Raw genomic sequence first — 22,490 nt, forward strand, 5'->3', positions numbered from 1 at the left:
CAGCCGGCGTACGTGCGAGCGATGCCCGCAGCCACACACCCATACAAACGCCCGTAGCCACACGTACACCCACCTCCGCGCCCGCAGCCTCTCCCCCAGAGCCACACCCCGCGTCCGAAGCCACACCTCCCGTACTCACACCCGCACCGCCCTCGGTACCGGAAGGGGACATCCCGCATGCGCTTCCGCCACCCCGACGGTTCGACCGTCCACCTGGCGTACTGCACCAATGTCCATCCCGCCGAAACGCTCGACGGCGTGCTGGCACAGCTCCGCGACCACTGCGAGCCCGTACGCAAACGCCTCGGCCGGGACCGCCTCGGCATCGGCCTGTGGCTGGCCAGGGCAGCCGCCCAGACCCTGGCGACCGACCCGTCCGCCCTGCGCGGCCTGCGGGCGGAACTCGAACGCCGCGGGCTGGAAGTCGTCAGCCTCAACGGCTTCCCGTACGAAGGGTTCGGCGACCGCGAGGTCAAGTACAGGGTCTACAAGCCGGATTGGACCGATCCGGAACGCCTGGCCCACACCACCACGCTCGGCCGCCTGCTCGCCGCGCTCCTGCCCGACGACGTCACCCGGGGCAGCATCTCCACGCTCCCGCTGGCCTGGCGCACCCCGTACGACGAGCACCCCACCGCCGCCGACGCGGCCCGTACCGCACTCACCACTCTCGCCGGACGCTTCGACGCCCTCGAAGACCTGACCGGCAAGTCCATCAGGGTCGGCCTGGAACCCGAGCCCGGCTGCACCGTCGAGACCACCGCCGACGCCATCACCCCCCTCGTCGCGCTGTCGCAGCCCCGCATCGGTGTGTGCGTGGACACCTGCCACCTCGCCACGTCCTTCGAGGACCCGGCCACCGCCCTGCACGCCCTCACCGCCGCGGACATCACCATCGTGAAGGCCCAGCTCTCCGCCGCCCTGCACGCCGAGCACCCCGAACGCCCCGACGTCCGCGCCGCACTCTCCTCCTTCGCCGAACCCCGCTTCCTCCACCAGACCCGTACCCCCCGCCTCCCGCCCGCCGCCGTCCACGCCCACAGGGGAGGCACCACCGCCGAGGTGCGCGCCGACTTCCGTCACCACCCCGCGTCCACCCCCACGCCCAGCACCCCACCCACCCCGCTGTGCGGCACCGACGACCTCCCCGAAGCCCTTGCCCCCGGCTCCCTGCCCACCACGGGCCCCTGGCGAGCCCACTTCCACGTACCCCTCCACGCACCGCCGGCGCCACCCCTCACCTCCACCCTTTCCGTCCTCCAGGACGTCCTCACCCGCCTCGTCGCGTCCCCGTCCGGACGACCCCTCACCCACCACCTGGAGGTCGAGACGTACACCTGGCAGGCGCTGCCGCCCGAACTCCGGCCCCGTACCCGCGCTCAACTCGTCGACGGCATCGCCGCCGAACTCGCCCTCGTGCGCGACCTCCTGACCGACCTGGGCCTGAAGGAGCTCCCATGACCCCAGCCCCGGACCCAACCCCAGCCCCGGACCCAACCCCAGCCCCGGACCCAACCCCAACCCCAGCCCCGGACCCAACCCCAGCCCCGGCTCCGGCCCCAGCCCCGGACCCAACCCCAGCCCCGAACGCGGCCCCACCCCCGGCCCCGGCTCCAGTCGCCAACTCACCCTCCGCGCCCGCCGCCCCCACCCCCCTCCTCGTTCTCGACGTCGTAGGCCTCACGCCCCGCCTCCTCCACCACATGCCCCGCCTGAAGCAGCTCGCCCGCTCCGGATCCCAGGCTCCCCTCGGCACCGTCCTGCCCGCCGTGACCTGCGCCGCCCAGTCCACCTTCCTTACGGGAACCACCCCCGCCGAGCACGGCATCGTCGGCAACGGCTGGTACTTCCGCGAACTCGGCGAAGTCCTCCTCTGGCGCCAGCACAACGGCCTCGTCTCCGGCGACAAACTCTGGGACGCCGCCCGCCGCGCACACCCCGGCTACACCGTCGCCAACATCTGCTGGTGGTACGCCATGGGGGCGGACACCGACATCACCGTCACTCCTCGCCCCGTCTACTACGCCGACGGCCGCAAGGAACCCGACTGCTACACCCGCCCCCCGTCCCTCCACGACGAACTGACCGAAGAGCTCGGCACGTTCCCCCTCTTCCACTTCTGGGGTCCGGGCGCCGACATCGTCTCCTCCCGCTGGATCGTCGGCGCGACCCGTCACATCCTCCGTACCAACCGTCCCGACCTGGCCCTCTGCTACCTGCCGCACCTCGACTACGACCTCCAGCGCTACGGTCCCGACGATCCCCGCGCCCACCGAGCGGCAGCCGAACTCGACGCGGTCATGGCTCCGCTGCTGGACGAGGCGGAGGCCGAGGGCCGGACGGTCGTCGCGCTCTCCGAGTACGGCATCACCCGCGTGTCACGCGCCGTGGACATCAACCGGGCGCTGCGCCGCGCCGGCCTGGTCGAGGTCCACACCCAAGCCGGCATGGAGTACCTCGACCCCATGACCTCCCGGGCGTTCGCTGTCGCCGACCACCAGATCGCGCACGTCTACATACGCCGACCGGAGGACGTCGACGCCACGCGGACCGCGCTCGCCGGTCTCGACGGGATCGACGAACTCCTCGACGACGAGGGCAAGAAGGCCCACGGCCTCGACCATCCCCGGGCCGGCGAACTGGTCGCGATCGCCGCTCCGGACGCCTGGTTCACGTACTACTACTGGCTCGACGACGCGAGGGCCCCGGACTTCGCCCAGCTCGTCGAGATCCACCGCAAACCCGGCTACGACCCGGTCGAGCTCTTCCTCGACCCCCTCGACCCGTACGTCCGCCTCAAAGCGGCGAAGGCCGTGGCCCGCAAGAAGCTCGGCATGCGCTACCGGATGGCCGTGGTCCCCCTGGACCCGACGCCTATTCGCGGCAGCCACGGCCGGCTCCCCGAGAGCGACGACGAAGGTCCTCTCATCCTCTGCTCCACCCCCCATGCTCTCCCCGGCCGCACCGCGGCCACCGAAGTGAAGGCCCTCCTGCTCCGGCTGGCGGGCCTGCACTGACTCCACTGAAGCAGACAGCACTGACAATCGGCCCCCGGCGGACCCCGTCCACCGGCCTCCCTCCACTCACCGAGGAGACCGCATGCCCCGCACGACCCGCCCGAGCAAGACCGACGACCCCGAGCTCGCCCACCGTCTCTCCCGGCGGAACATGCTCGGCGTGGCCGCCGGGAGCACCGCCGCCGCCCTCCTGGGAGCCGCGGCGACTCCCGCCGCGGCCCAGGACTCCGCCCGTGACACCTCACGCGGCAAGGGGCGGGGCGGACAACCCGTACTGCCGCCAGGACGCCTCGGCATCCAGCTCTACTCCCTGCGTGACAAGGTCGCCTCCCTCGGCTTCGCCAAGGTCTTCGCGGAACTGGCGCTCTACGGCTACGACGAGGTCGAATACGCCGGCTACACCCAGGGTTCGGCGGGCCCCATCACCCTGCCCGAACTCCGCCGCCTCACCCGTGACCACGGCCTGCGCGGCATAGGAAGCCACGTCGGCTACTACGACGACCGCAATCCGAACGCGTACACCTTCGCCCAGAACCTCGACAAGGTCCTGGACGACGCCCAGGCCCTCGGTCTGCCGCACATCGGCACCGCCTCCGGCCCCTGGCGCTACGGCACGACCGTCGACGGCTGGAAGCGCTGCGCCGAGGAGTTCAACACGTACGGCGAGGCGGCCCGCAAACGCGGCATGAAGTTCTACCAGCACAACCACGCGGAGGAGTTCTCCTTCGCCACCGACAACCCCAAGGTCCGCCTGTACGACGTCCTGCTCGCCGAGACCGACCCAGGTCTGGTCCACCTGGAGATGGACGTCTACTGGGCGTACGTCGCGCAGTTCCGCTTCTCCCGGCGGACGGACGGCACCCCGGCACCCTTCGATCCGCTCCGCTACGTACTCAAGCACCCCGACCGCTACCCGCTCTTCCACGTCAAGGACGGCGAGCACGACGCGGCCGCCCGCGACGGCTACCGCATGACCGACGTCGGTGACGGCGACATCGACTACAAGCGCTTCATCTCGGCGGTCAACCGCACCCACCGCGGCCGAAGGGACCACCACTGGCAGGCAGAACACGACAACCCCACCGATTCCTTCGCCTTCGCCCGCAAGTCCAGCGCCCACCTGCACTCCCTGCGCGAGCGCCGCCACTGACGCGCAGAGCCGCCCGGACACGTGGAGCTCGACGGGCCGGCCACCCAGGGGTGGCCGGCCCGTCGAGGTGCACCAGCAGGCGGCACGCCGGCGTCGGGACGAGAGGTACCGGGAACGCCACCTGCGTGACCGCGTCCGCCGCCGGACGACAAGGCCCTGGTCCTGGTGCGCGCGGCGGTGTATCCGGCGGGCGGGGCCGAGGACGGCGACGCCGCGTCTCCGGTTCACATGGTCTTCGCCGGGGCGATCTCGGCGATCAAGCCTTCGACCAGCGTCCTGATCTCGTCACGGATGGGGCGCACGGCCGCAACGCCCTGGCCCGCGGGGTCCTCCAGCTTCCAGTCCAGGTAGCGCTTGCCGGGGAAGACGGGGCAGGTGTCCCCGCAGCCCATGGTGATGCAGACGTCCGACTCCTTGACCGCGTCGACGGTGAGGATCTTCGGCGTCTCGGCGGAGATGTCGATGCCGACCTCCGCCATCGCCTCCACGGCGGCCGGGTTGACGGCCGTGCCCGGGCTGGAGCCCGCGGAGTGGACCTCGACATGGTCGCCGGCCAGGTGTGTCAGCCAGGCGGCGGCCATCTGGGAGCGGCCGGCGTTGTGGACGCAGACGAACAGGACGGACGGCTTGTCGGCCATGGTGATCGTTCTCTCTCGTCGCATGACGGCACCCGGCCGCCCATGACTTCAGCCCTCGCTGGTATCAGCGAGTGATGATGTGACAGTATCAGCGCATGCTGACTTCAGTCGATCCTGACGTGATCCGGGTGCTGGGCGATCCGCTCCGCCTCAGGATCGTGACCCTGCTGGCGCGCGAGACCCTCTGCACGACGCACCTGGTCGAGGAGACCGGAGCGAAGCAGACCAACCTGTCCAACCACCTGAAGGTGCTGCGCGAGACCGGGCTGGTGGAAACCGAGCCGTGCGGCCGCTTCACCTACTACAAGCTCAGGCCCGAGGTCCTGGCCGGCCTGTCCGAGCAGTTCGCCGCCCTGGCCGACTCCGCCCGTACCGCTGCCGAGAACAAGAGGGCCTGCCCGTGACCTCCGCCGAGACCACCACCCCCGCCCGGGGCTCCGGCCCGGCCGGGGACGACTCGATCGTCAAGAAGCTCTCCACCCTCGACCGCTACCTCGCGGTGTGGATCCTGCTCGCCATGGCCGTCGGCCTGGGCCTGGGCCGCCTGATCCCTGGGATGAACGACGCGCTCGCGAAGATCGAGATCGGCGGCATCTCCCTGCCCATCGCCCTCGGTCTGCTGGTCATGATGTACCCGGTCCTCGCCAAGGTCCGGTACGACAGGCTCGACCGCGTCACCGGCGATCGCAAGCTGCTGATCTCCTCGCTGGTCATCAACTGGGTCCTGGGGCCCGCCGTGATGTTCGCGCTGGCGTGGATCTTCCTCCCGGACCTGCCCGAGTACCGCACCGGTCTGATCATCGTGGGCCTCGCCCGCTGCATCGCCATGGTCATCATCTGGAACGACCTCGCCTGCGGTGACCGCGAGGCCGCCGCCGTCCTCGTCGCCCTCAACTCGGTGTTCCAGGTCTTCGCGTTCGGCCTGCTGGGCTGGTTCTATCTCGACCTGCTGCCGCGCTGGCTGAACCTGGGCGACGGCCAGGGCCTGGACGTGTCCGTCTGGCACATCGCGCTGAACGTGGTCATCTTCCTCGGCATCCCCCTGCTGGCGGGGTTCCTGACCCGCCGTCTGGGCGAGCGGAAGATGGGCCGTGCGGGATACGAGGCGAAGTTCCTGCCGAAGATCGGCCCCTGGGCGCTGTACGGGCTGCTGTTCACGATCGTCGTCCTCTTCGCCCTCCAGGGCAGCACCATCACCTCGCAGCCGCTCAACGTCGCCCGCATCGCACTGCCGCTGCTCGTCTACTTCGCGATCATGTTCTTCGGCACCTTCCTCCTGGGCAAGGGCCTGGGCCTGGCCTACGACCGCACCACGACCCTGGCGTTCACCGCGGCGGGCAACAACTTCGAGCTGGCCATCGCGGTCGCCATCGCCACCTTCGGCGTCACCTCCGGACAGGCCCTGTCGGGCGTCGTCGGACCGCTCATCGAAGTCCCGGTCCTCATCGGCCTGGTCCACGTCGCGCTCGCCTGGCGCAAGAAGTTCCCTCCCGACGCTGTGACGACGGCCCCGTGACCCAGCACACGGAAGTGGCGGTGGTCGGCGGCGGCCAGGCAGGGCTCGCCGCCGGCTACCACCTGCGCCGCCGGGGCCTCGACTTCCAGATCCTGGATGCCGATCCGGCACCGGGCGGCTCCTGGCAGCACATGTGGGACTCCCTGCACCTCTTCTCCCCGGCCGAGCACTCCTCCCTGCCGGGACGGCTCATGCCCGCCCAGGCCGGCGAGACCTACCCGGACGCCGGGCACGTGGTCGGCTACCTCACCGACTACGAGAAGCGCTACGACCTCCCTGTCCAGCACGGCACCCGGGTGGAGGCCGTACGCCGCGACGGCGACCACTTCCTCGTCGAGTCGGACACCGGCGTCCGGCGGGCGAGGGCAGTGATCAGCGCGACCGGTACCTGGTCGCGGCCCTTCCTCCCCGCCCTCCCGGGCCGCGAGGTGTTCGCCGGACGTCAGCTGCACACCGTGCACTACCGTTCCCCGGCGGACTTCGCCGGGCAGCGCGTGGTGGTCGTCGGCGGAGGAAACTCCGGCGCGCAGATCGCCGCCGACCTCGCCCTGGACGGCCGGGCCGCCGACCTGACGTGGGTCACGGCGCGCCCGCCGCGCTTCCTGCCCGACGACATCGACGGCCGCGCCCTGTTCGACGTGGCCACCGCACGCCGCCGCGCCCTGGAAGCGGGCCGCGAAGACACCGGCGGGGTGGCCTCCCTCGGAGACGTCGTCGCCGTCCCGCCGGTCCGCGCCGCACGCGACGCCGGGCTCCTCCGCGCGGCCGGGATGTTCAGCCGTCTGACCGCCGACGGCGTCCGCTGGGCCGACGGCAGCACCACGGGCGCGGACGCGGTCATCTGGTGCACCGGCTTCCGTCCCGCCCTGTCCCACCTCGCCCCGCTCGGTCTGCGCGGGCCGCGGGGACGCATCCCCACCACCGGTACGCAGGCGGTGGGGGAGGCCCGGCTGCACCTGCTGGGCTACGGCGACTGGACCGGCCCTGCGTCCGCCACGCTGATAGGCGTCGGCCGCCCGGCCCGGGACGCGGCCCGCGCCCTGGCGGACCTGCTGCGCTGAACACGGCAGCCCGGTCCGTCGGGCGGTTCCCAGGGGGAGCGGCGTCGAGTCAGCACGCCGAAGCCGTCAGCTGGGGCCCGGGCGGTGCCCGTGTGGGGTGTCATCGTCGCCGACGCCCCCTCGATCACCGCCGGTGGAAGGTCAGGACACGGCAGTGCTACGGCGTTCGAGGAGGACCACGTCCCGCCAGACCCCGTGGTGTCGGCCGATGCGTTCGCGAGTGCCGATGACACGGAAGCCCGCCCGCCGGTGAACGGCGAGGCTGGCAGCGTTCTCCGGGAAGATGCCGGCCTGGAGCGTCCAGATCCCGGCCGCCTCCGTCGAGTTGACCAGCGCCTTGAGCAGGACGGATGCCACGCCGCGCCCTCGTGCGTCCGGGTGGACGTACACCGAGTGCTCGACCACCCCGGCGTACGCGCACCGCTCGGAGACCCGGCTCACCGCGGCCCATCCCAGGAGCCTCCCCTCCTCGTCGAGGGCGGCGAAGCGGTGCGCCGGCAGCTTGGCGGCGTCGAAGACGTCCCAGGCGGGGGCGGTGGTCTCGAAGGTGGCGTGGCCCTCGTCGATACCCGCCTGAAAGATCTCCCGCACCTGTGTCGCATGCAGGGACTGCAGCGGCACGACGGTCACCGATACGGCGGGGCGGGGCACGAATGACTCCTTCATCGGGATCCTCGGGGCAGGAGGTCAGTCGGTTCAGCGCGCGGCAGAGGTCAGCAGCTGGCCCATGGCGGCCAGCACGCTGGGCTCGACCCGGTAGTAGACCCACGTCCCGCGCCGCTCCGAGGCCAGCAGGCCCGCGTCCTTGAGCTTCTTGAGGTGGTGGGAGACGGTCGGCTGCGACACCCCGACATCGGAGATGTCGCACACGCATGCCTCGCCGCCCTCGTGGGAGGCGACGGCGGAGAACAGGCGCAGCCGCACCGGGTCGCCCAGCGCCTTGAACATCGCCGCCGTACGGACCGCTTCCTCGGCGGTCAGCGGGCGCTCGTTCAGCGGCGGACAGCACGGCTGCACATCCGGGTCCAGCAGGGGCAGGGCGCGGCTATTCGACATGCATCTATGTTGACACATGTCGAATCAAAGCGGCAGGGGCGGGTGTGCCCGCCGCCAGGGGCGGCGTCACCGGAAGCGCCGGCGCGGTGGGACGTGACCGCGGTGAACCCCGCAGCGACCCCCACTGATTCGGTCGATGTCTATGTTGACGAACATCGAATCAAGTGTGATGCTGACGGCGCAAGCCATCGACAAACATCGATACAAGACCCGGGGAGCCCTCGTGAACGCGTCCACCGCCGCCCTGCCCACCGTGGTGATCGGAGCCGGCCCCGTCGGCCTGGCCGCCGCCGCCCACCTCACCGCACGCGGCCTCACCCCCCTCGTCCTGGAAGCAGGAACGTCGGCGGGCGCCGCGGTGCGGGAGTGGGGACACGTGCGGCTGTTCTCCACCTGGGCCGAACTCGTCGACCCCGCAGCGGAGAAGCTGCTCGCCCCCACCGGCTGGGTGAAGCCCGACGGCGCTGCGTACCCGACCGGCGGCGACTGGGCGAAGCTGTACCTCCAGCCGCTCGCCGACGCCCTGGGCGACACCGTCCGCTACGACGCGACGGTGACCGGAGTCTCCCGGCTCGGCCGCGACCGCATCGTCGACGCGGACCGGGACACCCAGCCCTTCACCGTCCACGTCACCCACGCCGACGGCCGCGAGGAGCGCCTGCTCGCCGCCGCGGTCATCGACGCCTCCGGCACCTGGTCCACCCCGAGCCCGATCGGCGCCGACGGCCTGCCCGCCCTCGGGGAACGCGCCGCCGCGGACCGCGTCTCCTACCGCATTCCGGACCTCAACGACCCTGCGGTCAAGGCGCGTTACGCCGGAAAGCGCACCGCGGTCATCGGCTCCGGCGCCTCCGCGTTCACCGCCCTCGCCACACTGGCCCGGCTGGCCAAGGACACCGAGGACACCCACTCGGTGTGGGTCCTGCGGCGCGGGATCAGCGGGTCGACCTTCGGCGGCGGCAGTGCCGACCAGCTCCCCGCCCGCGGTGCCCTGGGCCTGGCCGCCAAGGCAGCCGTCGACGACGGCCACGCCACCGCGGTCACCGGTTTCCGCACCACCGCCCTGGAACGCGACGGCGAGCGGATCGTCCTCGTCGCCGAGGACGGCCGCCGCCTGGACGCGGTCGACGAAGTCATCGTCCTGACCGGTCTGCGCCCGGACCTCTCCTTCCTGGCCGAACTTCGCCTGGACCTGGACGAACGCCTCCAGGCACCCACTGGGCTGGCACCGCTGATCGACCCCAACCAGCACTCCTGCGGCACCGTCTACCCGCACGGCGCGAGCGAGCTCTCCCACCCCGAGCAGGACCTTTACCTGGCGGGCATGAAGTCCTACGGCCGCGCCCCCACCTTCCTCGCGATGACCGGCTACGAGCAGGTCCGCTCGATCGCCGCCGCCCTCGCCGGAGACCGGGAAGCCGCCGACCGCGTCGAGCTGACCCTTCCGGAGACCGGGGTGTGCGGCGGCGCCGGACTCTTCGACGACCCGCAGGCCGACGAGGCAACCCGCGCCGAGGACGGGGGCGGTTGCTGCGCCGCACCGGCCACCGTGCAGATTGGCTCCGGCGACCCTGCCTCCTCCACCGGCGGCTGCTGACGCCCCCGGGACGCCTCGATACGACAGGGGCCGCGACCGGACCCGGGGGCCGGTCGCGGCCCCGCGCCATGCTGCCCGCGCCCCGCGCGACCAACAACCCTCGAACCCGCTCTGCGACGGCTCGATGCGGCCTCACGGCGCCGTGGTGGGGTGCCCGTACTGGTGAGCACGGCGAACGGCGGGTGGCTGATCAGCACCGGTAGCCGTTGAGGTCGCTGCCGTGCGCGAGGTCGCCGATGAGATCGGCGCCACGCCCGCCCAGGTCGCCCTCGCCTGGATCCGGTCACGCTCCGCGGCTGCGCATCCGATCCTGGGTGCCAGTAGCGCCGAGCAGCTGGCCGACAACCTCGGCGTGCTCGACACGACCCTGTCCGGGGAACAGGCACAACGTCTGGAGGCCGGCGCCGACTTCACTCCCGGATTCCCCGGCGACTTCCTCGCGCAGGTCCACCCCGGAGTATTCGGCGCAGCCGTGTCCGGCCTGGACCGAGGCGCCAGGAGGTGACGGAACCGGAACCGGCGGACATCTCGGCGGGGAGGGCCGTGGTCCAGCGGCGCTCGTCGTCCTACGACCGCCCGTCCGTCGCGAAGGGGTTCGGCTCGCCGTCCGCGAGTACGCCCACGAAGGGCTCGCCCTCGCCGGCGAACGTGTAGGCGCCGCCCTCGATCCGCTCGATCAGGCCGCGTGTCCACCGCATCCCGCCGTCGGCCGAGTGCACCCACAGGTTCATGATCTCGCCGATGTGGCCGAGCTGGTCGGGCCCGCCCTCCGGTGTGTAGTACTCGGTGACCGCGGACCGCCACTCCTCGAGCCCGGCGACCCGTTCCCTGAGGAGTGCGACCGCCTCGTCGCGCGGCAGGTCGACGATAAAGCCGACGCCCGCCGAGAGGACGTCGGCCTTCTGCTCGTGCGAGCGCAGGGCCTCGCGCAGCAGTCTGAAGTACTCCTCGGTTCCGTCGCTGTTGATCTCGTACTCGACGCGGGGCGGGCCGCCGGCGGTGCTCGGTGCGATCTCGTGGGCGATGAGCAGCCCCTGTTTCGCCATGTGCTTGAGCGCGTGGTAGATCGAGCCCGGTTTGGCATTGGACCACTCGTGGGCGCCCCAGTACTCCAGGTCGTTGCGTACTTGGTAGCCATGGGCCCGTCCGTGCTGGCGGACCGCGCCGAGAACGAGTAGTCGGATCGCCGACATGGACATCCCCCTTCTGGACAATCTTGACCAGACTATCCCTATACAAGTTTGACTAGTGGCGAGCCCTGCCGTACTCTCACCGTCTGATCAAGTTTGACCAATTGGCGCCGGGGCTGGATCCTGGCGTACTAGTCAAACTTAGCCACTGGGCTGTAGGAGGATGTTTTGTCTGACCTCGATCCGGCGATCGTCGTCGAAGGTCTGCGCAAGAGGTACAAGGACAAACCGGCTCTCGACGGCCTCGACCTGACGGTCCGGGCCGGGACCGTCCTGGGGATCCTCGGTCCCAACGGCGCCGGGAAGACCACGGCCGTACGCATCATGTCGACATTGCTGCGCCCCGACGAGGGGCGCGTCGAGGTGGCGGGCATCGACGTGCGGACCCGGGCCGACGAGGTGCGCTCGCGGATCGGGCTCCTCGGCCAGAACGCCGCCGTCGACGAGGAGCTCAGCGGCCGTCAGAACCTGGAGATGTTCGGCCGTCTCCACCACCTCGGCGCCCGGCGGGCCGGGACGCGGGCCGACGAACTGCTGGCCCAGTTCGGTCTCACGGACACCGGCAGCAAAGCGATCAAGCAGTACAGCGGCGGTATGCGGCGGCGCCTGGACCTGGCGGCATCCCTCATCTCCCGGCCTCAGGTGCTCTTTCTGGACGAGCCCACGACCGGGCTCGACCCACGAGGCCGCACAGAGGTGTGGAACGCGGTGCGCTCCCTGGTCGGCGGCGGAACGACCGTACTGCTGACCACGCAGTACCTGGAGGAGGCGGATCAACTCGCCGACCGGATCGCGGTGATCAACCACGGGAGGGTCATCGCCGAGGGCACGGCGGACGAGCTGAAGTCCAGGACCGGCGGCGACCGCATCGACGTGGTCCTGCACGACACGGCGCAACTGGACCGCGCCGCGTCGGTGATGCCCGGTGACGTGCACCAGGACAGGGACCGGCGGATGGTCAGTGCCTCGATCAGCAACCGGATGGCGGCGCTGACCGAGACCGTACAAGCACTGCAGGCGGCCGGTATCGACGCGGAGGACATCGCGGTGCGCCGGCCGACCCTCGACGAGGTCTTCATGCAGCTGACGAAGGAGGAGGCGGCATGACCGCGACCCACAGTGTGACCACGGTTGAGGCGAACCCGGCGGATGGGGCGGGTTCGAAACTGGGCTGGGCGGCAGCCGACTCCTGGACGATGACCAGGCGTGAACTGGCGCACTGGGCACGCCAGCCCGTGCAGGTGGTCGTCGGGCTGGTCTTCCCGGTCATGATGCTGCTGATGTTCGGCTACCTGATCGGTGGCGGCAAGGGCATCGAGGGAGACTTCAAGTCCTACCTGCTGCCCGGCATGCTCACCATGACGATGGCCTTCGGTCTGGAAGCGACGATGCTCTCGGTCACCCAGGACCTCGGCAAGGGTGTCATCGACAGGTTCCGCTCGATGCCGATGAACTCGGGCGCCGTTCTGGTCGGCCGCAGCATCGCCGACATGCTGCAATCCGTGGTCGGCCTGACGGTGATGATCGGTGTCGGATACGCGATCGGCTGGCGCTGGAGCAACGGTTTCGCCTCCTTCATGGGAGCGGTGGGTCTGCTCCTGCTGCTGCGGTTCGCGATGCTGTGGATCGGCATCCATCTGGCGATGGTCGCGGGCAAGCCCGAACTGGTGCAGGCCGTGCAGATCCTGGTCTGGCCGGTCGCCTTCCTCTCCAACGCCATCGCCTCGCCCGAGTCGATGCCCTCCTGGCTCGGCGCCGTCGTCGAGTGGAACCCGATGTCGGCCACGGCCACCGCGGTGCGCGACCTCTTCGGCAACCCGGGCGCGGTCGGCCACTCCTGGGCCGCGACCCACGCGGAGTTCCTCGCCCTGGCCTGGCCGGTGGCCCTGGTCGCGGTGTTCTTCCCGCTGGCGGTCAAGAGGTTCCGTGACCTGAGCCGCTGACGAACCCGGCCCGTGACCCCCGTCAGGGCCGGCCGGCCCGGCGGTCGTTCCCGCAAAGGACCTCTTCCGTCGAGCGGCGCCGGAGAAGGCGAAGAAGGCGGCGGAGAACGGGAATTGCCGGCCGGCAGCGAAGCAGTTGACCGCGACCGGGTCATTACCTCGGAGGTAATTGTTGGCCCGTCCCGGTGCCGCCTACCGTGCAGCAACGGCAGGCGGCCCCACGGACGGGCCGCTTCCGTACCGGGCACCTTTCCTGACGTACGAGAGGAAGAAGACAATGGCTTCGACGCAGTACGACGGGGTGGCCGCATCCGCGAGGCCGACGGCATCCGAGGGTCTCGCCCGACGGGTACTCAAGCTGGACGCGGTGGTCACCGGCCTCAACGGCATCGCCTACCTGGCCCTCGCCCCGGTCCTCGACTCCCTCCTGGGCGTCACGACGGCGGTCCAGTATCCGGTCGGGGCGTTCCTGCTCCTCTACGCGCTGGGCGTGCTCGTCATCGGGACGCGGAGGGAGATCAACCGCGCGAGTCTGTCGGCGGTGATAGCGGCGAACCTGCTGTGGCCCGTACTCAGCCTGGCGGTGCTCATCTCCGGCGCCCTTTCCCCGACCGGCGTCGGCGCGGTGTGGATCGTGCTGCAGAGCCTGACGGTCGGCGGATTCGCCGCGCTCCAGTACGTCGGACTCAAGCGGCTGTGACCTCGTCCTGCTTCGTGCTGCGGGGCGTCGATGCCAACCTCGCGGTCGGTGGGCCACCGCTGGTTCCTGGACGGTTCGGCCAGGGCGCGGTCGCGGGAGGGCAACTGGGGTGCCGTCCGCGACGAGCACGGCATCCCTGGCGGACCGTTCGCGGGGGAACGCGGAACGCGGTCCCAGGGCGGCGTACGTCTCTTGCTGCCGGTTGCCGCCAACGTATCGTGGGCCGATGAACGTGTGCAGAGCCGTCGGGCAGCGTCTGGAATTGTCCAACGGCGGCACCGAGGTGTTCATCGATGTGCTGATGCTGGCGGTGTCCGACCTTGCTGATGAGGCGTGGGACTACCGATTCGCTGCTCTGCTGACACTGCAGGATCAGCATGTCGGCTCGTGCGCGCGGCATCGAGTGCTCAGCGCATTGCCGCACTGGGAGGGCTGTTTCCTCTGTCACCGTTGACATGGATCAACCGGTGCGCGTCCTGCCCCGCCACCGGTACACAGAAGGGATCGTGGCGTGTCCAGCGACCGTCTCATGCGCATCCACAGCGCCGAGTTCCAGGCGATGGCCGAGAGGGTCCTTCGGGTCACCGAACTCACCTCCCGCCTGAACGTCCTGCCGTTCGAGGACGAGGCGGGCAAGGCGGAACTGTTCGAGCAGATCCTCGGCAAGCCCCTGCCGCCGGGAGTCACGATCTATCCGCCCTTCTACACGGACCATGGCCTGAACCTGCACCTCGCCGAGCGCGTCTTCATCAACCAGAACTGCACGTTCCTGGACTACGCCGGTATCCGGCTCGGCGAGCGCGTGATGATCGGACCGAAGGTCACGTTCATCACCGGTGGCCACCCGGTTGATCCCGAGGAGCGCCGGCTGTACCTCACCGGCGCACCCATCGACGTGGCGGAGAATGTGTGGATCGGTGCCGGTGCGACGATCCTGCCCGGCGTCAGCATCGGCCGTGACGCCGTGGTTGCCGCCGGCGCGGTCGTGGCTGAGGACGTTCCGCCGGCCAGCTTGGTGACCGGCGGCAAGGCAACCGTGCACCGGCAGTGGTGACGGCGTCGCGCTCGGGGGTGCGTGACGGCTCGCAGCCGGCGCGAGCGGCAGCGGGGCGGGCTTGTGCGTCCGGCGAACTGTGACACTCTTCCTCCGGCGCAGCCCCGTCCCGCGCTGCGCCGGTGGCGTCTCTATGCGGAGTGGAGGGCGAGGGTGGGGGAGATGCGGGCGGCGCGGACGGCGGGGTAGAGACGAACTCACCGTCGGCGTGACCACGGGCTTCTCGGACCGGGCCCGGGAGAAGCAGATCACCCTCCACCTCACCCTGGAGCCGACCGTCGTCACCGGCGACCCCATCCTGCTGCGCCATCTGGTCCGCAACCTGCTCGCCAACGCCGTCACCTACAACCACCCCGGCGGCCACGTCCACGTGTCCCTCGCCGACCGGACACTACGCATCTCCAACACCGGCGCGCCGGTCCCTTCCCACCTCGCGCCCCACCTCTTCGAACCCTTCCGCCGCCTCACCGAACGCACCCACACAGCCGGCGAGGGAGCGGGCCTCGGGCTGGCGATCGTCGCCTCCATCGCGCACGCCCACCACGCCCACGTCACCGCACACGCCAACGAAGACGGCGGACTCACTGTCACTCTCACGTTCCCGTGACACGCCGGTTGCGGGGCGACGGCTGGAGGCGTACAGCAGCTGACCCGGCCCTCGGACCGGCGGCACCGCCAACGAGTGTGTCCTGCTACGGGAGGTGATCATTACGCACCGGTACCGCGAAACGGCGGGCGCACCGACTCCGGAACGCCGGACGGATTCCCCCGGCGCGCTCCGCTCACCTCGCCCTTCCCTCCGGAAGCGGGACGTTGTCCAAAGCCGTGCCCGAGCCGTACTGGGAGCGGGAGATCACGCTGAAGCTGCCGTCCGTCTCCAGCACCACGGCCGGTACGTCCTCCAACGCGCCGATCCCCTGACCAGAACCCGGACGATGTCGCCCCAGGAGTCGAAGAGCATGCGCCCGTCCGGTTCCTACTGCATGCCCCGGCCGAGCGGATACGGCGGGTAGGTGTAGCCCACGCCCCAGAACGGCATGTAGCCGTAGTGCGAGTACACGCCCTCGGTGTACTCCTGTTCCACCACCAGGTCGGGGTCGTACGCCGGGGCGTCGCTCACCTGCTGCTGGGACCGGTCGATGAAGACCTGGTCCTCGGCGATCCGCGTGACGGCGTCCACGGGGACGAACGTCTTCTTCTGGCCGATCCCCAGGAAGCCGCCGTGCTCGACGAGCAGGAAACGGACCTTGCGTTCGGTGTCGTCGACCAGCAGGTCGTCGACCCTGCCGAGTTCTTCGCCGTCGGCGGCGATCACCGTCCGGCCCCGGATGTCCTCCTCCTGTGCGGCGACCGTCTGATCCGTGTCGCTCAGCTTGATGAGTGCGGGGATACGTGTATTGTCCACGGTTCCTCCTCCGGAGGGTCGGGCGTGCGCAGGGCGCGTGACGCGTCGTCTGCCTCTTCCGGGGCGCATGCCCGAAACCACGGGCGCTACGCACCTTCTGCTCGTACCGCCCCCGGTTGCCGCGAGTGGGTGATTCGGGGTGAGGGAGCGGCCGGACGGGGAACACGGCTGGGCATGAACAAAGATCCACAGAACCCCGCTCACCGGCGTCCGCCCGGCGTTGACGACACCACGGTGGAGGCACTCGGAGCCCTGTCGAAGGCCCTGGAGACGACCGAACGGGCCCGCGGCGCCCTGTACGAGTTCCATCAGCTGACGGGCACGGCCGACCTGACGCTGGACGATGCGGTGCGGCTGCTCCGGAAGGCGGGCCACGACGCGTACGCGGACCGCGTCGAGCGGGAGATCCTGGGGCGCAACGTCATCCCCGGGCACTGGACCTTCCAGGTGGTCGAGGCGTACAACGACACGTACTACAAGCCCTTCCAGAAGCTGGAGGAGGAGGCCCGCACCGCGCTCGCCGAAGGCAGGGAGCATGTGTACGAGGCGGAGATGAAGGAGGAGCGCCGCACCCGTCACCATCCTCACCACACCGCCGGGCCCGCATCCTGACGGCACGTGCGGTCACTCCCGATCGGGATCGGAGCACGGGAAGTGCCGAGCGGTCCGTCCGCTCGGCACCTCGACCTGCTGGCCCCACCTGGTGTGCGCGGTGACGTCGAACGACGCCACGACAGAGCCCGCGTCGGCTCGCACGGCGGGTGCGGCCGACGTCGACGGGGTCGCGAGCAGCGTGAGGAGCAGTGCGAACAGGGCGGCGAGCCCCAGCCGCAAGGGGCTCCGACGACGACTGCGCTTCATGTGGGTGTTCCTTCGGAGGTCCCCGTCCGGCGTCCCCGTCGCGCACCGGTGTTGGTCAGACAAGTCCCGAACGGCGGGCGACTTCCTCGTAGGTGCGCATCCGTTGGTGGGCCTGGGGGCCGAGCGCGTCGACCACGCCGGCGATGAGTGCTTCGACGACAGCGAGCGAGGGGACGAGGCTGTCGTAGGGCGAGAGGGTGCTGACCTGGCTGGGCAGGACGACGTCCGCATGGGCGGCGGCGGGGGAGAGCCACGGGTCGGTGAAGACGATCACTTTGCCGACGGCTTCACGCACGAGACGCGCGATGGCCGTCTTGTCGTCCTCGTAGCGGCGGTAGTCGAAGAGGACCACGACGTCGCGCTTGGTCAACTGGGCCAGGGCGGCGGTGCGTTCGACCGGGCGGTCGGGGAGGAGGCGCACGTCCTGGCGCAGTTGCATCAGGTGCAGCCCCAGGTACTGGGCCAGCAGGTGGGTGAAGCGGCCTCCGACGAGGGTGATGTGCCGCTTGTGGTCCGTGAGCAGGGCCACGGCACGCTCGAAGTCGTGGGGCGGTATCTCGGCGCAGGTCTGTACGACGGCAGCGGGCAGTACCGTGCTCGTCCGGATCAGCAGGCTCGGCCGGTTCGTGCTCGGCGGATCGTCCTCGCGGGCCAGGTCGTTGGCCTCGTACAGGCTGAGGGGCGAGGCGTTGCGGGCGTCGAGTTCGGTGCGCAGGGCGGCCTGGAGTTCGGGGAAGCCCCGGTAGCCGAGGCGGGCGGCGAAGCGCAGGACGGTGGGGGCGGAGACCGCGGCGCGTTCGGCGATGGTGGCGACGGTTTCGAACACGGCCGAGGGATATCCGGCGAGGAGCACGCGGGCGACCTTGCGCTCGGCGGGACTGAGGTCGCCGAGTTTGGTGCGGATGTCGTCGGCGAGGGTGCTGCTCATCGGGTGGGGGTCCTCTCGGGAAGTGCAGGCCGCATCCGCCGAGCCTAGTGCCCCCGGCTCGGCGGATGCGGTGTCCCGGCGCACGCGGCCGGCCGGGGGCGCAACGGTTACTGCGCGGTGACGGAGAGATCCAGTCCGGTCAGGGTGGCCGGGGCGGAGCCGTCCGAGGTCCACGTGGCGAACCGGTTGGTCTTGGTGAGGGTGACCGTGAAGCGAGGGGCAGCCTCGTACGAGGTGGCGGCGGCGGAACGCTGCGCGCGGGTCGCTGCGAGGGCGCGGGCGGTGCCGAGCAGCGAGTAGGGGCGGCCCTCGGGGTTGTCGGCGGAGTGGAAGACATCCGTGTTCACGGGCACGGGGGTTCGGCCGAGTGCCCGCAGGCGGTGCTTGGTGGCGGCAGGGCGGGCGGTCCAGGTGTGCGGGACGTAGCGGTCGCCGTCGGCGAGGTGGTGGTAGCGGGCGCCGTGCAGTGACCAGCCCTGGGAGTTCTCCCCGGTGCGGCTGTGGCGCAGGTCGAGGATGGTGACGCCGCGGGTGCCGCGCACGGTGAGCGTCTCGGCCGGGGTACCGGGGCGGTCGACGACGAGGGCCGTGTTCTCCTCCAGGCCGTACACGCGGTCGTGGCCGGTGTCCGCGGCGAGTCGAAGGGCACGTCCCTCGCGTCCGTATGCCCCGGTGTGGGTGTCGATGAGGCCGGAGGTGAGGAAGCCGAAGCCGCCGGCGGGCAGATGGGCCAGCCGGGTGGGGTCGTCGAAGTAACCGGGTGCGCTGCCGTCGCGCAGGCCCCGGTAGGAGTCACCTCCGGTCACCATGTCGCGGCCGGCGGCGATCTGCGCTCCGGCGGAGGAGCCGGCGACGACGGCACCGGCGGCGAGCTTGGCGCGTATGGCCGCCAGCACCTTGGAGTCGGTGTGCCGCGCACCGTGCAGGAGGGTGGTGACGTAGCGGTACTGGTCGCCGCCGCCGAAGAAGAAGCCGGTCATGGTGTTGACCTGGGCCACGACCTCGTCGGAGTCCGCGGCATCGATGTGATCGAGGTCGACGGGTATCCACTGGGCGTCGGCGGCACCGTGGTGCTTGAAGAGGCCGGCGTAGTAGGTGCCGTTGCAGGAGGAGTTGCTGCACTTCCGGGGATCGTGGGCGTGCGGGTCCTGGCTGGCGGGGACGGAGGCGGCGGTGAGGACGCCGATACGTGCGCCCGCCCCACCGGCGCGCTTGACTATCTCCCCGTACACGGCGGCGTTGTCCGCCTTGAGGCCGCCGCCGACCAGCACCAGCGAGCCCCTGGCGGGTGGCGTGGGGTTCGGGGCGGAGAGGGCGGCGGGGGTGGTGGTCAGTGCCAGGACGAGACCGGCGGCGCCTGCGGAGAGGACGGCGCGTCGGGGTGGGGTGGAGGGATGGCGCATGAGGGTTCTCCTGCGTGTCAGGTCTGCGGGGTGGCGGAGGGTGGTTCGCGTTCTTCGCCTAGGGCGACGATCAGCGAGGCGAGCAGTGCGATGCGCGGGGCGACCGAGTCGGTGTCCAGCCACTCCTCGGGGGTGTGGTCGGCGCCGCCCACCGGTCCGAGCCCGTCGAGTACGGGTACACCGGCGCCGGCGATGGTGTTGGCGTCACCGACACCACCGGTGGCCGCCGCCCCCAGGTCCAGGCCGAGTCTGCGCCCCTCGCAGCGGGCGAGGTGGAACATGCGCCGGCTCGCGGGGGTGTCCTCCATCGGCGGGCAGAGGTCGAGCTGCTGGACGTGGGCGGTGGTGCCGGGTACTTCGGTGCGGCTTGCCAGTGCGTGAATGGCCGCGCGTATGCGGTGCAGTGCGGCGGCGCTCGCGGCGCGGACCTCGATGTGGAGTTCGGCATGCGGAGGCACGATGTTGGCGCGGGTGCCGGCACGGACGACGCCCACGTTGACGGTGGCTTGCGCCCACTGTCCGTTCAGTGCCTGGAGAGCGAGGGTGAGGTGGGCTGCCGCCAGGGCCGCGTGCGCGCCCCGTTCGGGTTCGATGCCCGCGTGGGCGGCGCGCCCCTGGACGGTGATCAGGAAGTCGGCCACGCCCTTGCGGGCGATGACCACGTCGCCGTTCTCCCGGGCGCACTCCAGCGCCAGGGCGTAGTGCGTGCCGCGGGCGGTCTGCCGGACGACCTCGGAGCTGGACGGGGAGCCGATCTCCTCGTCGGGGGTGGCGAGCAGCACCAGTTCCGCGTACTGGTCGAACCCGGCCTCCTGGAGGATCTCCAGGGCGGTGAGGCCGGCGAGAAGGCCGCCCTTGTCGTCGCTGACGCCCGGCCCGTGGGCCAGTGCCCCGGCCTGTTGGAAGGGCCTGGCGAGGGCGGTGCCGTCTTCGAACACCGTGTCCATGTGGCCGGCGAGCAGGATGCGCCGTCCGCCGGAACCGGTGGGCAGAGCGCCTTGCCTGCGGGCGATCAGCACGTCGCCCAGGGCGCGGCCGCGGTGCCCCGGCAGGGCGATGCGCTCGGTGCCGTAACCGATGCGTTCCAGCCGGGCCTGGAACCAGGCGGCCACGCGGTTGACGCCGTCGGGGCTGTAGGACCCGGAGTCGATGGCGACGAGGGTACGGAGATCGGCCAGGTACTGGCGTTGGCGGGCCTCTGCCCTGCGGTGCAGGGCGGAGGCCTGGAGCTGCCGGCTGAACGTGGCGGTCACAGGACCGCGGAGAGGAACGCGCGAGTGCGTTCCTGTTCGGGCTCGACGAGCACCTGGCGGGGGTCCCCGGCTTCGACGACGACGCCCTCGTCCATGAAGACCGCGGTGTCGGCGACCTCTCGGGCGAACCCGATCTCGTGGGTGACGACGACCATCGTCATCCCTTCTGCCGCCAGGGTGCGCATGACGTCGAGTACGTCGCCGACCAGTTCGGGGTCGAGCGCGGAGGTGGGTTCGTCGAACAGCATCAGTTTGGGTTTCATGGCCAGGGCGCGGGCGATCGCGACGCGTTGCTGCTGACCGCCGGAGAGTTGCGCGGGGTAGTGGTCGGCCCGGTCGGCGAGACCGACCTGTTCGAGGAGGCGGAGCGCCTCCTGCGCGGCCCGGGCCCGGGGGATTCCGGCGACGTTGACGGGTGCCTCGATGATGTTCTGCACCGCGCTCATGTGCGGGAAGAGGTTGAAGCGCTGGAAGACCATGCCGATGTCGCGGCGCCGCAGGGCGATCTCGCTCTCGCGCAGCTCGTGGAGCTTCTGGCCGTGACGGCGGTATCCGACGAGGTCGCCGTCGACGGTCAGCGTTCCCGCGTCGATGCGTTCCAGGTGGTTGATGCACCGCAGGAAGGTGGACTTGCCGGAGCCGGAAGGGCCCAACAGGCAGCAGACCTGCCCGCGTTCGACGGTGAGGTCGATGCCCTTGAGGACTTCGAGCGCGCCGAAGTTCTTGATGACGCCCTTGGCCTGCACCATGGGTGCCGTCATCGGCCGGCCTCCTTCTTGGTCGGTCGTGTCGGCCAGGCGCGGGCACCGAGCATGCGCCGCACCACGGAGGCGCTCTGGCCGCGGGCGGTGCCGCGGCCGTAGCGGCGCTCCAGGTAGGCCTGCGGAATGCTCAGCAGCGAGACGAGGGCCAGGTACCAGAGACTGGCGACCACGAGCATGGGGATGACCTGGTAGTTCTGGGCGTAGACCTCCTGGATGTTGGACATCAGGTCGTGGGCCCCGATGACGGAGACCAGGGCGGTCATTTTGAGCATGTTGATGGTTTCGTTGCCCATGGGCGGGATGATGACGCGCATGGCCTGCGGCAGGACGATCCGCCTCGTCGTGAGAGCGGGTCGCATGCCGAGCGAGTGGGCGGCCTCCGCCTGGCCCGGGTCCACGGACTGGATGCCCGCGCGGACGATTTCCGACGCATAGGCGGCTTCGTTGAGACCGAGGGCGAGGAGAGCGGCGACGGCGGGGGTCAGGACACTGTTGGTGTCCCACGAGACGAAGGTGATACCGGTGAACGGAACACCTATCTTGATCTGCTCATAGAGGGCGGCGGCATAGCCCCAGAAGATGATCTGGACCAGGAGGGGAGTCCCGCGGAACGCCCAGACGAACAGGGAGGACATGCCGTGGAGGATGGGGTTGCTGGAGAGCCGCATGACGGCGATGACCGTGCCCAGCCCCAGACCGAGGGCCATCGCCGCGGCGGTCAGCCACAGCGTGGTCACCAGGCCGTCGAAGATGAGGTCGGCGAAGAGGTAGTCGCCGACCACGTCCCAGCGCAGGTTGTCGTTCTTCGCCAGGGACCCGACCAGCCCGGCAAGAGCGGCGATCGCGGCCGACGCGGCGATCCAGCGGCCGTGCCGGCGCAGCGGCACGACCTCCAGACTCTCGTCCGGGACCGGCCGGTGCGCTTGGGTGTCTGCGGGGGAGAGGGTCACCATG

The 22,490-nt window shown here is 70.6% G+C and carries 25 protein-coding genes and 1 pseudogene; 15 read left to right on the forward strand and 11 right to left on the reverse strand.

Annotated features, from left to right (window positions below; genetic code table 11):
* Nucleotides 1-177: 177 nt before the first annotated feature.
* The 3 genes and pseudogenes from eboE to HNQ79_RS11960 all read left to right on the forward strand — a co-directional run bounded on the left by eboE (nt 178) and on the right by HNQ79_RS11960 (nt 4,167).
* Complete coding sequence (gene eboE / locus HNQ79_RS11950; protein WP_185029842.1) at nt 178-1,461, forward strand: metabolite traffic protein EboE; 1,284 nt, start codon at nt 178-180, stop codon at nt 1,459-1,461.
* A gap of 173 nt (nt 1,462-1,634) precedes the next feature.
* Nucleotides 1,635-3,017, forward strand: a pseudogene (locus tag HNQ79_RS11955) (alkaline phosphatase family protein); the annotation flags it as partial.
* Between the two features lie 82 nt (nt 3,018-3,099).
* A complete protein-coding gene (locus HNQ79_RS11960) occupies nt 3,100-4,167 on the forward strand; it encodes a sugar phosphate isomerase/epimerase family protein (protein ID WP_185029847.1) in 1,068 nt (355 codons plus the stop codon).
* Between the two features lie 224 nt (nt 4,168-4,391).
* On the opposite strand, the gene HNQ79_RS11965 is transcribed toward HNQ79_RS11960, so the two are convergent.
* Entirely contained in the window at nt 4,392-4,805 is a 414-nt protein-coding gene (locus tag HNQ79_RS11965; protein ID WP_185030299.1) for an arsenate reductase ArsC, read from the reverse strand.
* A 95-nt stretch (nt 4,806-4,900) separates the two neighbouring features.
* Here HNQ79_RS11965 and HNQ79_RS11970 point away from each other — a divergent pair, with 95 nt between their 5' ends.
* Genes HNQ79_RS11970 through HNQ79_RS11980 form a run of 3 tightly spaced genes read left to right on the forward strand, consistent with a single transcriptional unit; the run spans nt 4,901 to nt 7,382 of the window.
* Entirely contained in the window at nt 4,901-5,209 is a 309-nt protein-coding gene (locus HNQ79_RS11970) for an ArsR/SmtB family transcription factor (protein ID WP_185029849.1), read from the forward strand.
* A complete protein-coding gene (arsB, locus tag HNQ79_RS11975; protein ID WP_185029851.1) occupies nt 5,206-6,321 on the forward strand; it encodes an ACR3 family arsenite efflux transporter in 1,116 nt (371 codons plus the stop codon). The genes HNQ79_RS11970 and arsB overlap by 4 nt, the downstream gene beginning before the upstream one ends.
* Nucleotides 6,318-7,382 (forward strand): ArsO family NAD(P)H-dependent flavin-containing monooxygenase, encoded by a 1,065-nt coding sequence (locus HNQ79_RS11980; RefSeq protein ID WP_185029853.1) that lies wholly within the window; start codon nt 6,318-6,320, stop codon nt 7,380-7,382. The genes arsB and HNQ79_RS11980 overlap by 4 nt, the downstream gene beginning before the upstream one ends.
* A 141-nt stretch (nt 7,383-7,523) precedes the next feature.
* Here HNQ79_RS11980 and HNQ79_RS11985 read toward each other — a convergent pair whose 3' ends face one another.
* On the reverse strand, nt 7,524-8,048 hold the full coding sequence (locus tag HNQ79_RS11985; RefSeq protein ID WP_185029854.1) for a GNAT family N-acetyltransferase: 525 nt from the start codon (nt 8,046-8,048) through the stop codon (nt 7,524-7,526).
* Between the two features lie 30 nt (nt 8,049-8,078).
* Nucleotides 8,079-8,438, reverse strand: a complete 360-nt coding sequence (locus HNQ79_RS11990) for an ArsR/SmtB family transcription factor (protein ID WP_185029856.1) — start codon at nt 8,436-8,438, stop codon at nt 8,079-8,081.
* A 223-nt stretch (nt 8,439-8,661) separates the two neighbouring features.
* On the opposite strand from HNQ79_RS11990, the gene HNQ79_RS11995 reads away from it, so the two are divergent.
* The gene (locus HNQ79_RS11995) at nt 8,662-10,035 is read left to right on the forward strand and encodes an NAD(P)-binding domain-containing protein (RefSeq protein ID WP_185030301.1); all 1,374 of its coding nucleotides are present in this window, start codon (nt 8,662-8,664) and stop codon (nt 10,033-10,035) included.
* Nucleotides 10,036-10,255: 220 nt separating this feature from the next.
* Nucleotides 10,256-10,540, forward strand: a complete 285-nt coding sequence (locus tag HNQ79_RS12000) for an aldo/keto reductase (RefSeq protein WP_185029858.1) — start codon at nt 10,256-10,258, stop codon at nt 10,538-10,540.
* A 61-nt stretch (nt 10,541-10,601) separates the two neighbouring features.
* Here HNQ79_RS12000 and HNQ79_RS12005 read toward each other — a convergent pair whose 3' ends face one another.
* Nucleotides 10,602-11,228: a PadR family transcriptional regulator gene (locus HNQ79_RS12005; protein ID WP_185029860.1), complete on the reverse strand. Its 627-nt coding sequence runs from the start codon at nt 11,226-11,228 to the stop codon at nt 10,602-10,604.
* 165 nt (nt 11,229-11,393) lie between these two features.
* Between HNQ79_RS12005 and HNQ79_RS12010 the strand changes: the two genes are divergently transcribed.
* The 6 genes from HNQ79_RS12010 to HNQ79_RS12035 all read left to right on the forward strand — a co-directional run bounded on the left by HNQ79_RS12010 (nt 11,394) and on the right by HNQ79_RS12035 (nt 15,529).
* The gene (locus tag HNQ79_RS12010) at nt 11,394-12,332 is read left to right on the forward strand and encodes an ATP-binding cassette domain-containing protein (protein ID WP_185029862.1); all 939 of its coding nucleotides are present in this window, start codon (nt 11,394-11,396) and stop codon (nt 12,330-12,332) included.
* On the forward strand, nt 12,329-13,168 hold the full coding sequence (locus HNQ79_RS12015; RefSeq protein ID WP_185029864.1) for an ABC transporter permease: 840 nt from the start codon (nt 12,329-12,331) through the stop codon (nt 13,166-13,168). The genes HNQ79_RS12010 and HNQ79_RS12015 overlap by 4 nt, the downstream gene beginning before the upstream one ends.
* A 277-nt stretch (nt 13,169-13,445) precedes the next feature.
* Nucleotides 13,446-13,868 carry a hypothetical protein gene (locus tag HNQ79_RS12020; protein WP_185029865.1) on the forward strand — a complete coding sequence of 141 codons (423 nt, stop codon included), beginning with the start codon at nt 13,446-13,448 and terminating at the stop codon, nt 13,866-13,868.
* A 226-nt stretch (nt 13,869-14,094) separates the two neighbouring features.
* Nucleotides 14,095-14,322, forward strand: a complete 228-nt coding sequence (locus HNQ79_RS12025; protein ID WP_185029866.1) for a hypothetical protein — start codon at nt 14,095-14,097, stop codon at nt 14,320-14,322.
* A gap of 57 nt (nt 14,323-14,379) precedes the next feature.
* Nucleotides 14,380-14,922, forward strand: coding sequence for a sugar O-acetyltransferase (locus HNQ79_RS12030; RefSeq protein ID WP_185029868.1), 543 nt, complete (start codon nt 14,380-14,382; stop codon nt 14,920-14,922).
* Between the two features lie 208 nt (nt 14,923-15,130).
* The gene (locus tag HNQ79_RS12035) at nt 15,131-15,529 is read left to right on the forward strand and encodes a sensor histidine kinase (protein WP_229923392.1); all 399 of its coding nucleotides are present in this window, start codon (nt 15,131-15,133) and stop codon (nt 15,527-15,529) included.
* Nucleotides 15,530-15,898: 369 nt separating this feature from the next.
* On the opposite strand, the gene HNQ79_RS12040 is transcribed toward HNQ79_RS12035, so the two are convergent.
* Nucleotides 15,899-16,327 (reverse strand): PRC-barrel domain-containing protein, encoded by a 429-nt coding sequence (locus HNQ79_RS12040; protein ID WP_229923393.1) that lies wholly within the window; start codon nt 16,325-16,327, stop codon nt 15,899-15,901.
* 174 nt (nt 16,328-16,501) lie between these two features.
* Here HNQ79_RS12040 and HNQ79_RS12045 point away from each other — a divergent pair, with 174 nt between their 5' ends.
* Nucleotides 16,502-16,939: a hypothetical protein gene (locus tag HNQ79_RS12045; protein ID WP_185029873.1), complete on the forward strand. Its 438-nt coding sequence runs from the start codon at nt 16,502-16,504 to the stop codon at nt 16,937-16,939.
* 12 nt (nt 16,940-16,951) lie between these two features.
* On the opposite strand, the gene HNQ79_RS12050 is transcribed toward HNQ79_RS12045, so the two are convergent.
* The 6 genes from HNQ79_RS12050 to HNQ79_RS12075 form a co-directional block, all read right to left on the reverse strand.
* Nucleotides 16,952-17,188, reverse strand: coding sequence for a hypothetical protein (locus HNQ79_RS12050; protein ID WP_185029875.1), 237 nt, complete (start codon nt 17,186-17,188; stop codon nt 16,952-16,954).
* A gap of 55 nt (nt 17,189-17,243) precedes the next feature.
* Complete coding sequence (locus HNQ79_RS12055; protein ID WP_185029876.1) at nt 17,244-18,116, reverse strand: MurR/RpiR family transcriptional regulator; 873 nt, start codon at nt 18,114-18,116, stop codon at nt 17,244-17,246.
* Nucleotides 18,117-18,223: 107 nt separating this feature from the next.
* A complete protein-coding gene (locus HNQ79_RS12060) occupies nt 18,224-19,519 on the reverse strand; it encodes a cyanophycinase (protein ID WP_185029877.1) in 1,296 nt (431 codons plus the stop codon).
* A gap of 17 nt (nt 19,520-19,536) precedes the next feature.
* Nucleotides 19,537-20,772, reverse strand: a complete 1,236-nt coding sequence (locus HNQ79_RS12065) for a M20 family metallopeptidase (RefSeq protein WP_185029878.1) — start codon at nt 20,770-20,772, stop codon at nt 19,537-19,539.
* The gene (locus HNQ79_RS12070) at nt 20,769-21,533 is read right to left on the reverse strand and encodes an amino acid ABC transporter ATP-binding protein (protein ID WP_308437326.1); all 765 of its coding nucleotides are present in this window, start codon (nt 21,531-21,533) and stop codon (nt 20,769-20,771) included. The genes HNQ79_RS12065 and HNQ79_RS12070 overlap by 4 nt, the downstream gene beginning before the upstream one ends.
* Complete coding sequence (locus HNQ79_RS12075; protein ID WP_185029879.1) at nt 21,530-22,489, reverse strand: amino acid ABC transporter permease; 960 nt, start codon at nt 22,487-22,489, stop codon at nt 21,530-21,532. Before HNQ79_RS12075 ends, HNQ79_RS12070 begins: the two co-directional genes overlap by 4 nt.
* Nucleotide 22,490 lies beyond the last annotated feature (1 nt).

The sequence above is a fragment of the Streptomyces candidus genome (assembly GCF_014207445.1).
Classification (GTDB): Bacteria; Actinomycetota; Actinomycetes; order Streptomycetales; family Streptomycetaceae; genus Streptomyces; species Streptomyces candidus.

What these genes read in the sequence shown, in the direction of transcription:
- eboE (WP_185029842.1), top strand. Translation starts at nt 178, where the DNA reads ATGCGCTTCCGCCACCCCGACGGTTCGACCGTCCACCTGGCGTACTGC.
- HNQ79_RS11960 (WP_185029847.1), top strand. Translation starts at nt 3,100, where the DNA reads ATGCCCCGCACGACCCGCCCGAGCAAGACCGACGACCCCGAGCTCGCC.
- HNQ79_RS11965 (WP_185030299.1), bottom strand. Translation starts at nt 4,805, where the DNA reads ATGGCCGACAAGCCGTCCGTCCTGTTCGTCTGCGTCCACAACGCCGGC.
- HNQ79_RS11970 (WP_185029849.1), top strand. Translation starts at nt 4,901, where the DNA reads ATGCTGACTTCAGTCGATCCTGACGTGATCCGGGTGCTGGGCGATCCG.
- HNQ79_RS11985 (WP_185029854.1), bottom strand. Translation starts at nt 8,048, where the DNA reads ATGAAGGAGTCATTCGTGCCCCGCCCCGCCGTATCGGTGACCGTCGTG.
- HNQ79_RS11990 (WP_185029856.1), bottom strand. Translation starts at nt 8,438, where the DNA reads ATGTCGAATAGCCGCGCCCTGCCCCTGCTGGACCCGGATGTGCAGCCG.
- HNQ79_RS12005 (WP_185029860.1), bottom strand. Translation starts at nt 11,228, where the DNA reads ATGTCGGCGATCCGACTACTCGTTCTCGGCGCGGTCCGCCAGCACGGA.
- HNQ79_RS12015 (WP_185029864.1), top strand. Translation starts at nt 12,329, where the DNA reads ATGACCGCGACCCACAGTGTGACCACGGTTGAGGCGAACCCGGCGGAT.
- HNQ79_RS12020 (WP_185029865.1), top strand. Translation starts at nt 13,446, where the DNA reads ATGGCTTCGACGCAGTACGACGGGGTGGCCGCATCCGCGAGGCCGACG.
- HNQ79_RS12025 (WP_185029866.1), top strand. Translation starts at nt 14,095, where the DNA reads ATGAACGTGTGCAGAGCCGTCGGGCAGCGTCTGGAATTGTCCAACGGC.
- HNQ79_RS12045 (WP_185029873.1), top strand. Translation starts at nt 16,502, where the DNA reads ATGAACAAAGATCCACAGAACCCCGCTCACCGGCGTCCGCCCGGCGTT.
- HNQ79_RS12050 (WP_185029875.1), bottom strand. Translation starts at nt 17,188, where the DNA reads ATGAAGCGCAGTCGTCGTCGGAGCCCCTTGCGGCTGGGGCTCGCCGCC.
- HNQ79_RS12055 (WP_185029876.1), bottom strand. Translation starts at nt 18,116, where the DNA reads ATGAGCAGCACCCTCGCCGACGACATCCGCACCAAACTCGGCGACCTC.
- HNQ79_RS12060 (WP_185029877.1), bottom strand. Translation starts at nt 19,519, where the DNA reads ATGCGCCATCCCTCCACCCCACCCCGACGCGCCGTCCTCTCCGCAGGC.
- HNQ79_RS12070 (WP_308437326.1), bottom strand. Translation starts at nt 21,533, where the DNA reads ATGACGGCACCCATGGTGCAGGCCAAGGGCGTCATCAAGAACTTCGGC.
- HNQ79_RS12075 (WP_185029879.1), bottom strand. Translation starts at nt 22,489, where the DNA reads ATGGTGACCCTCTCCCCCGCAGACACCCAAGCGCACCGGCCGGTCCCG.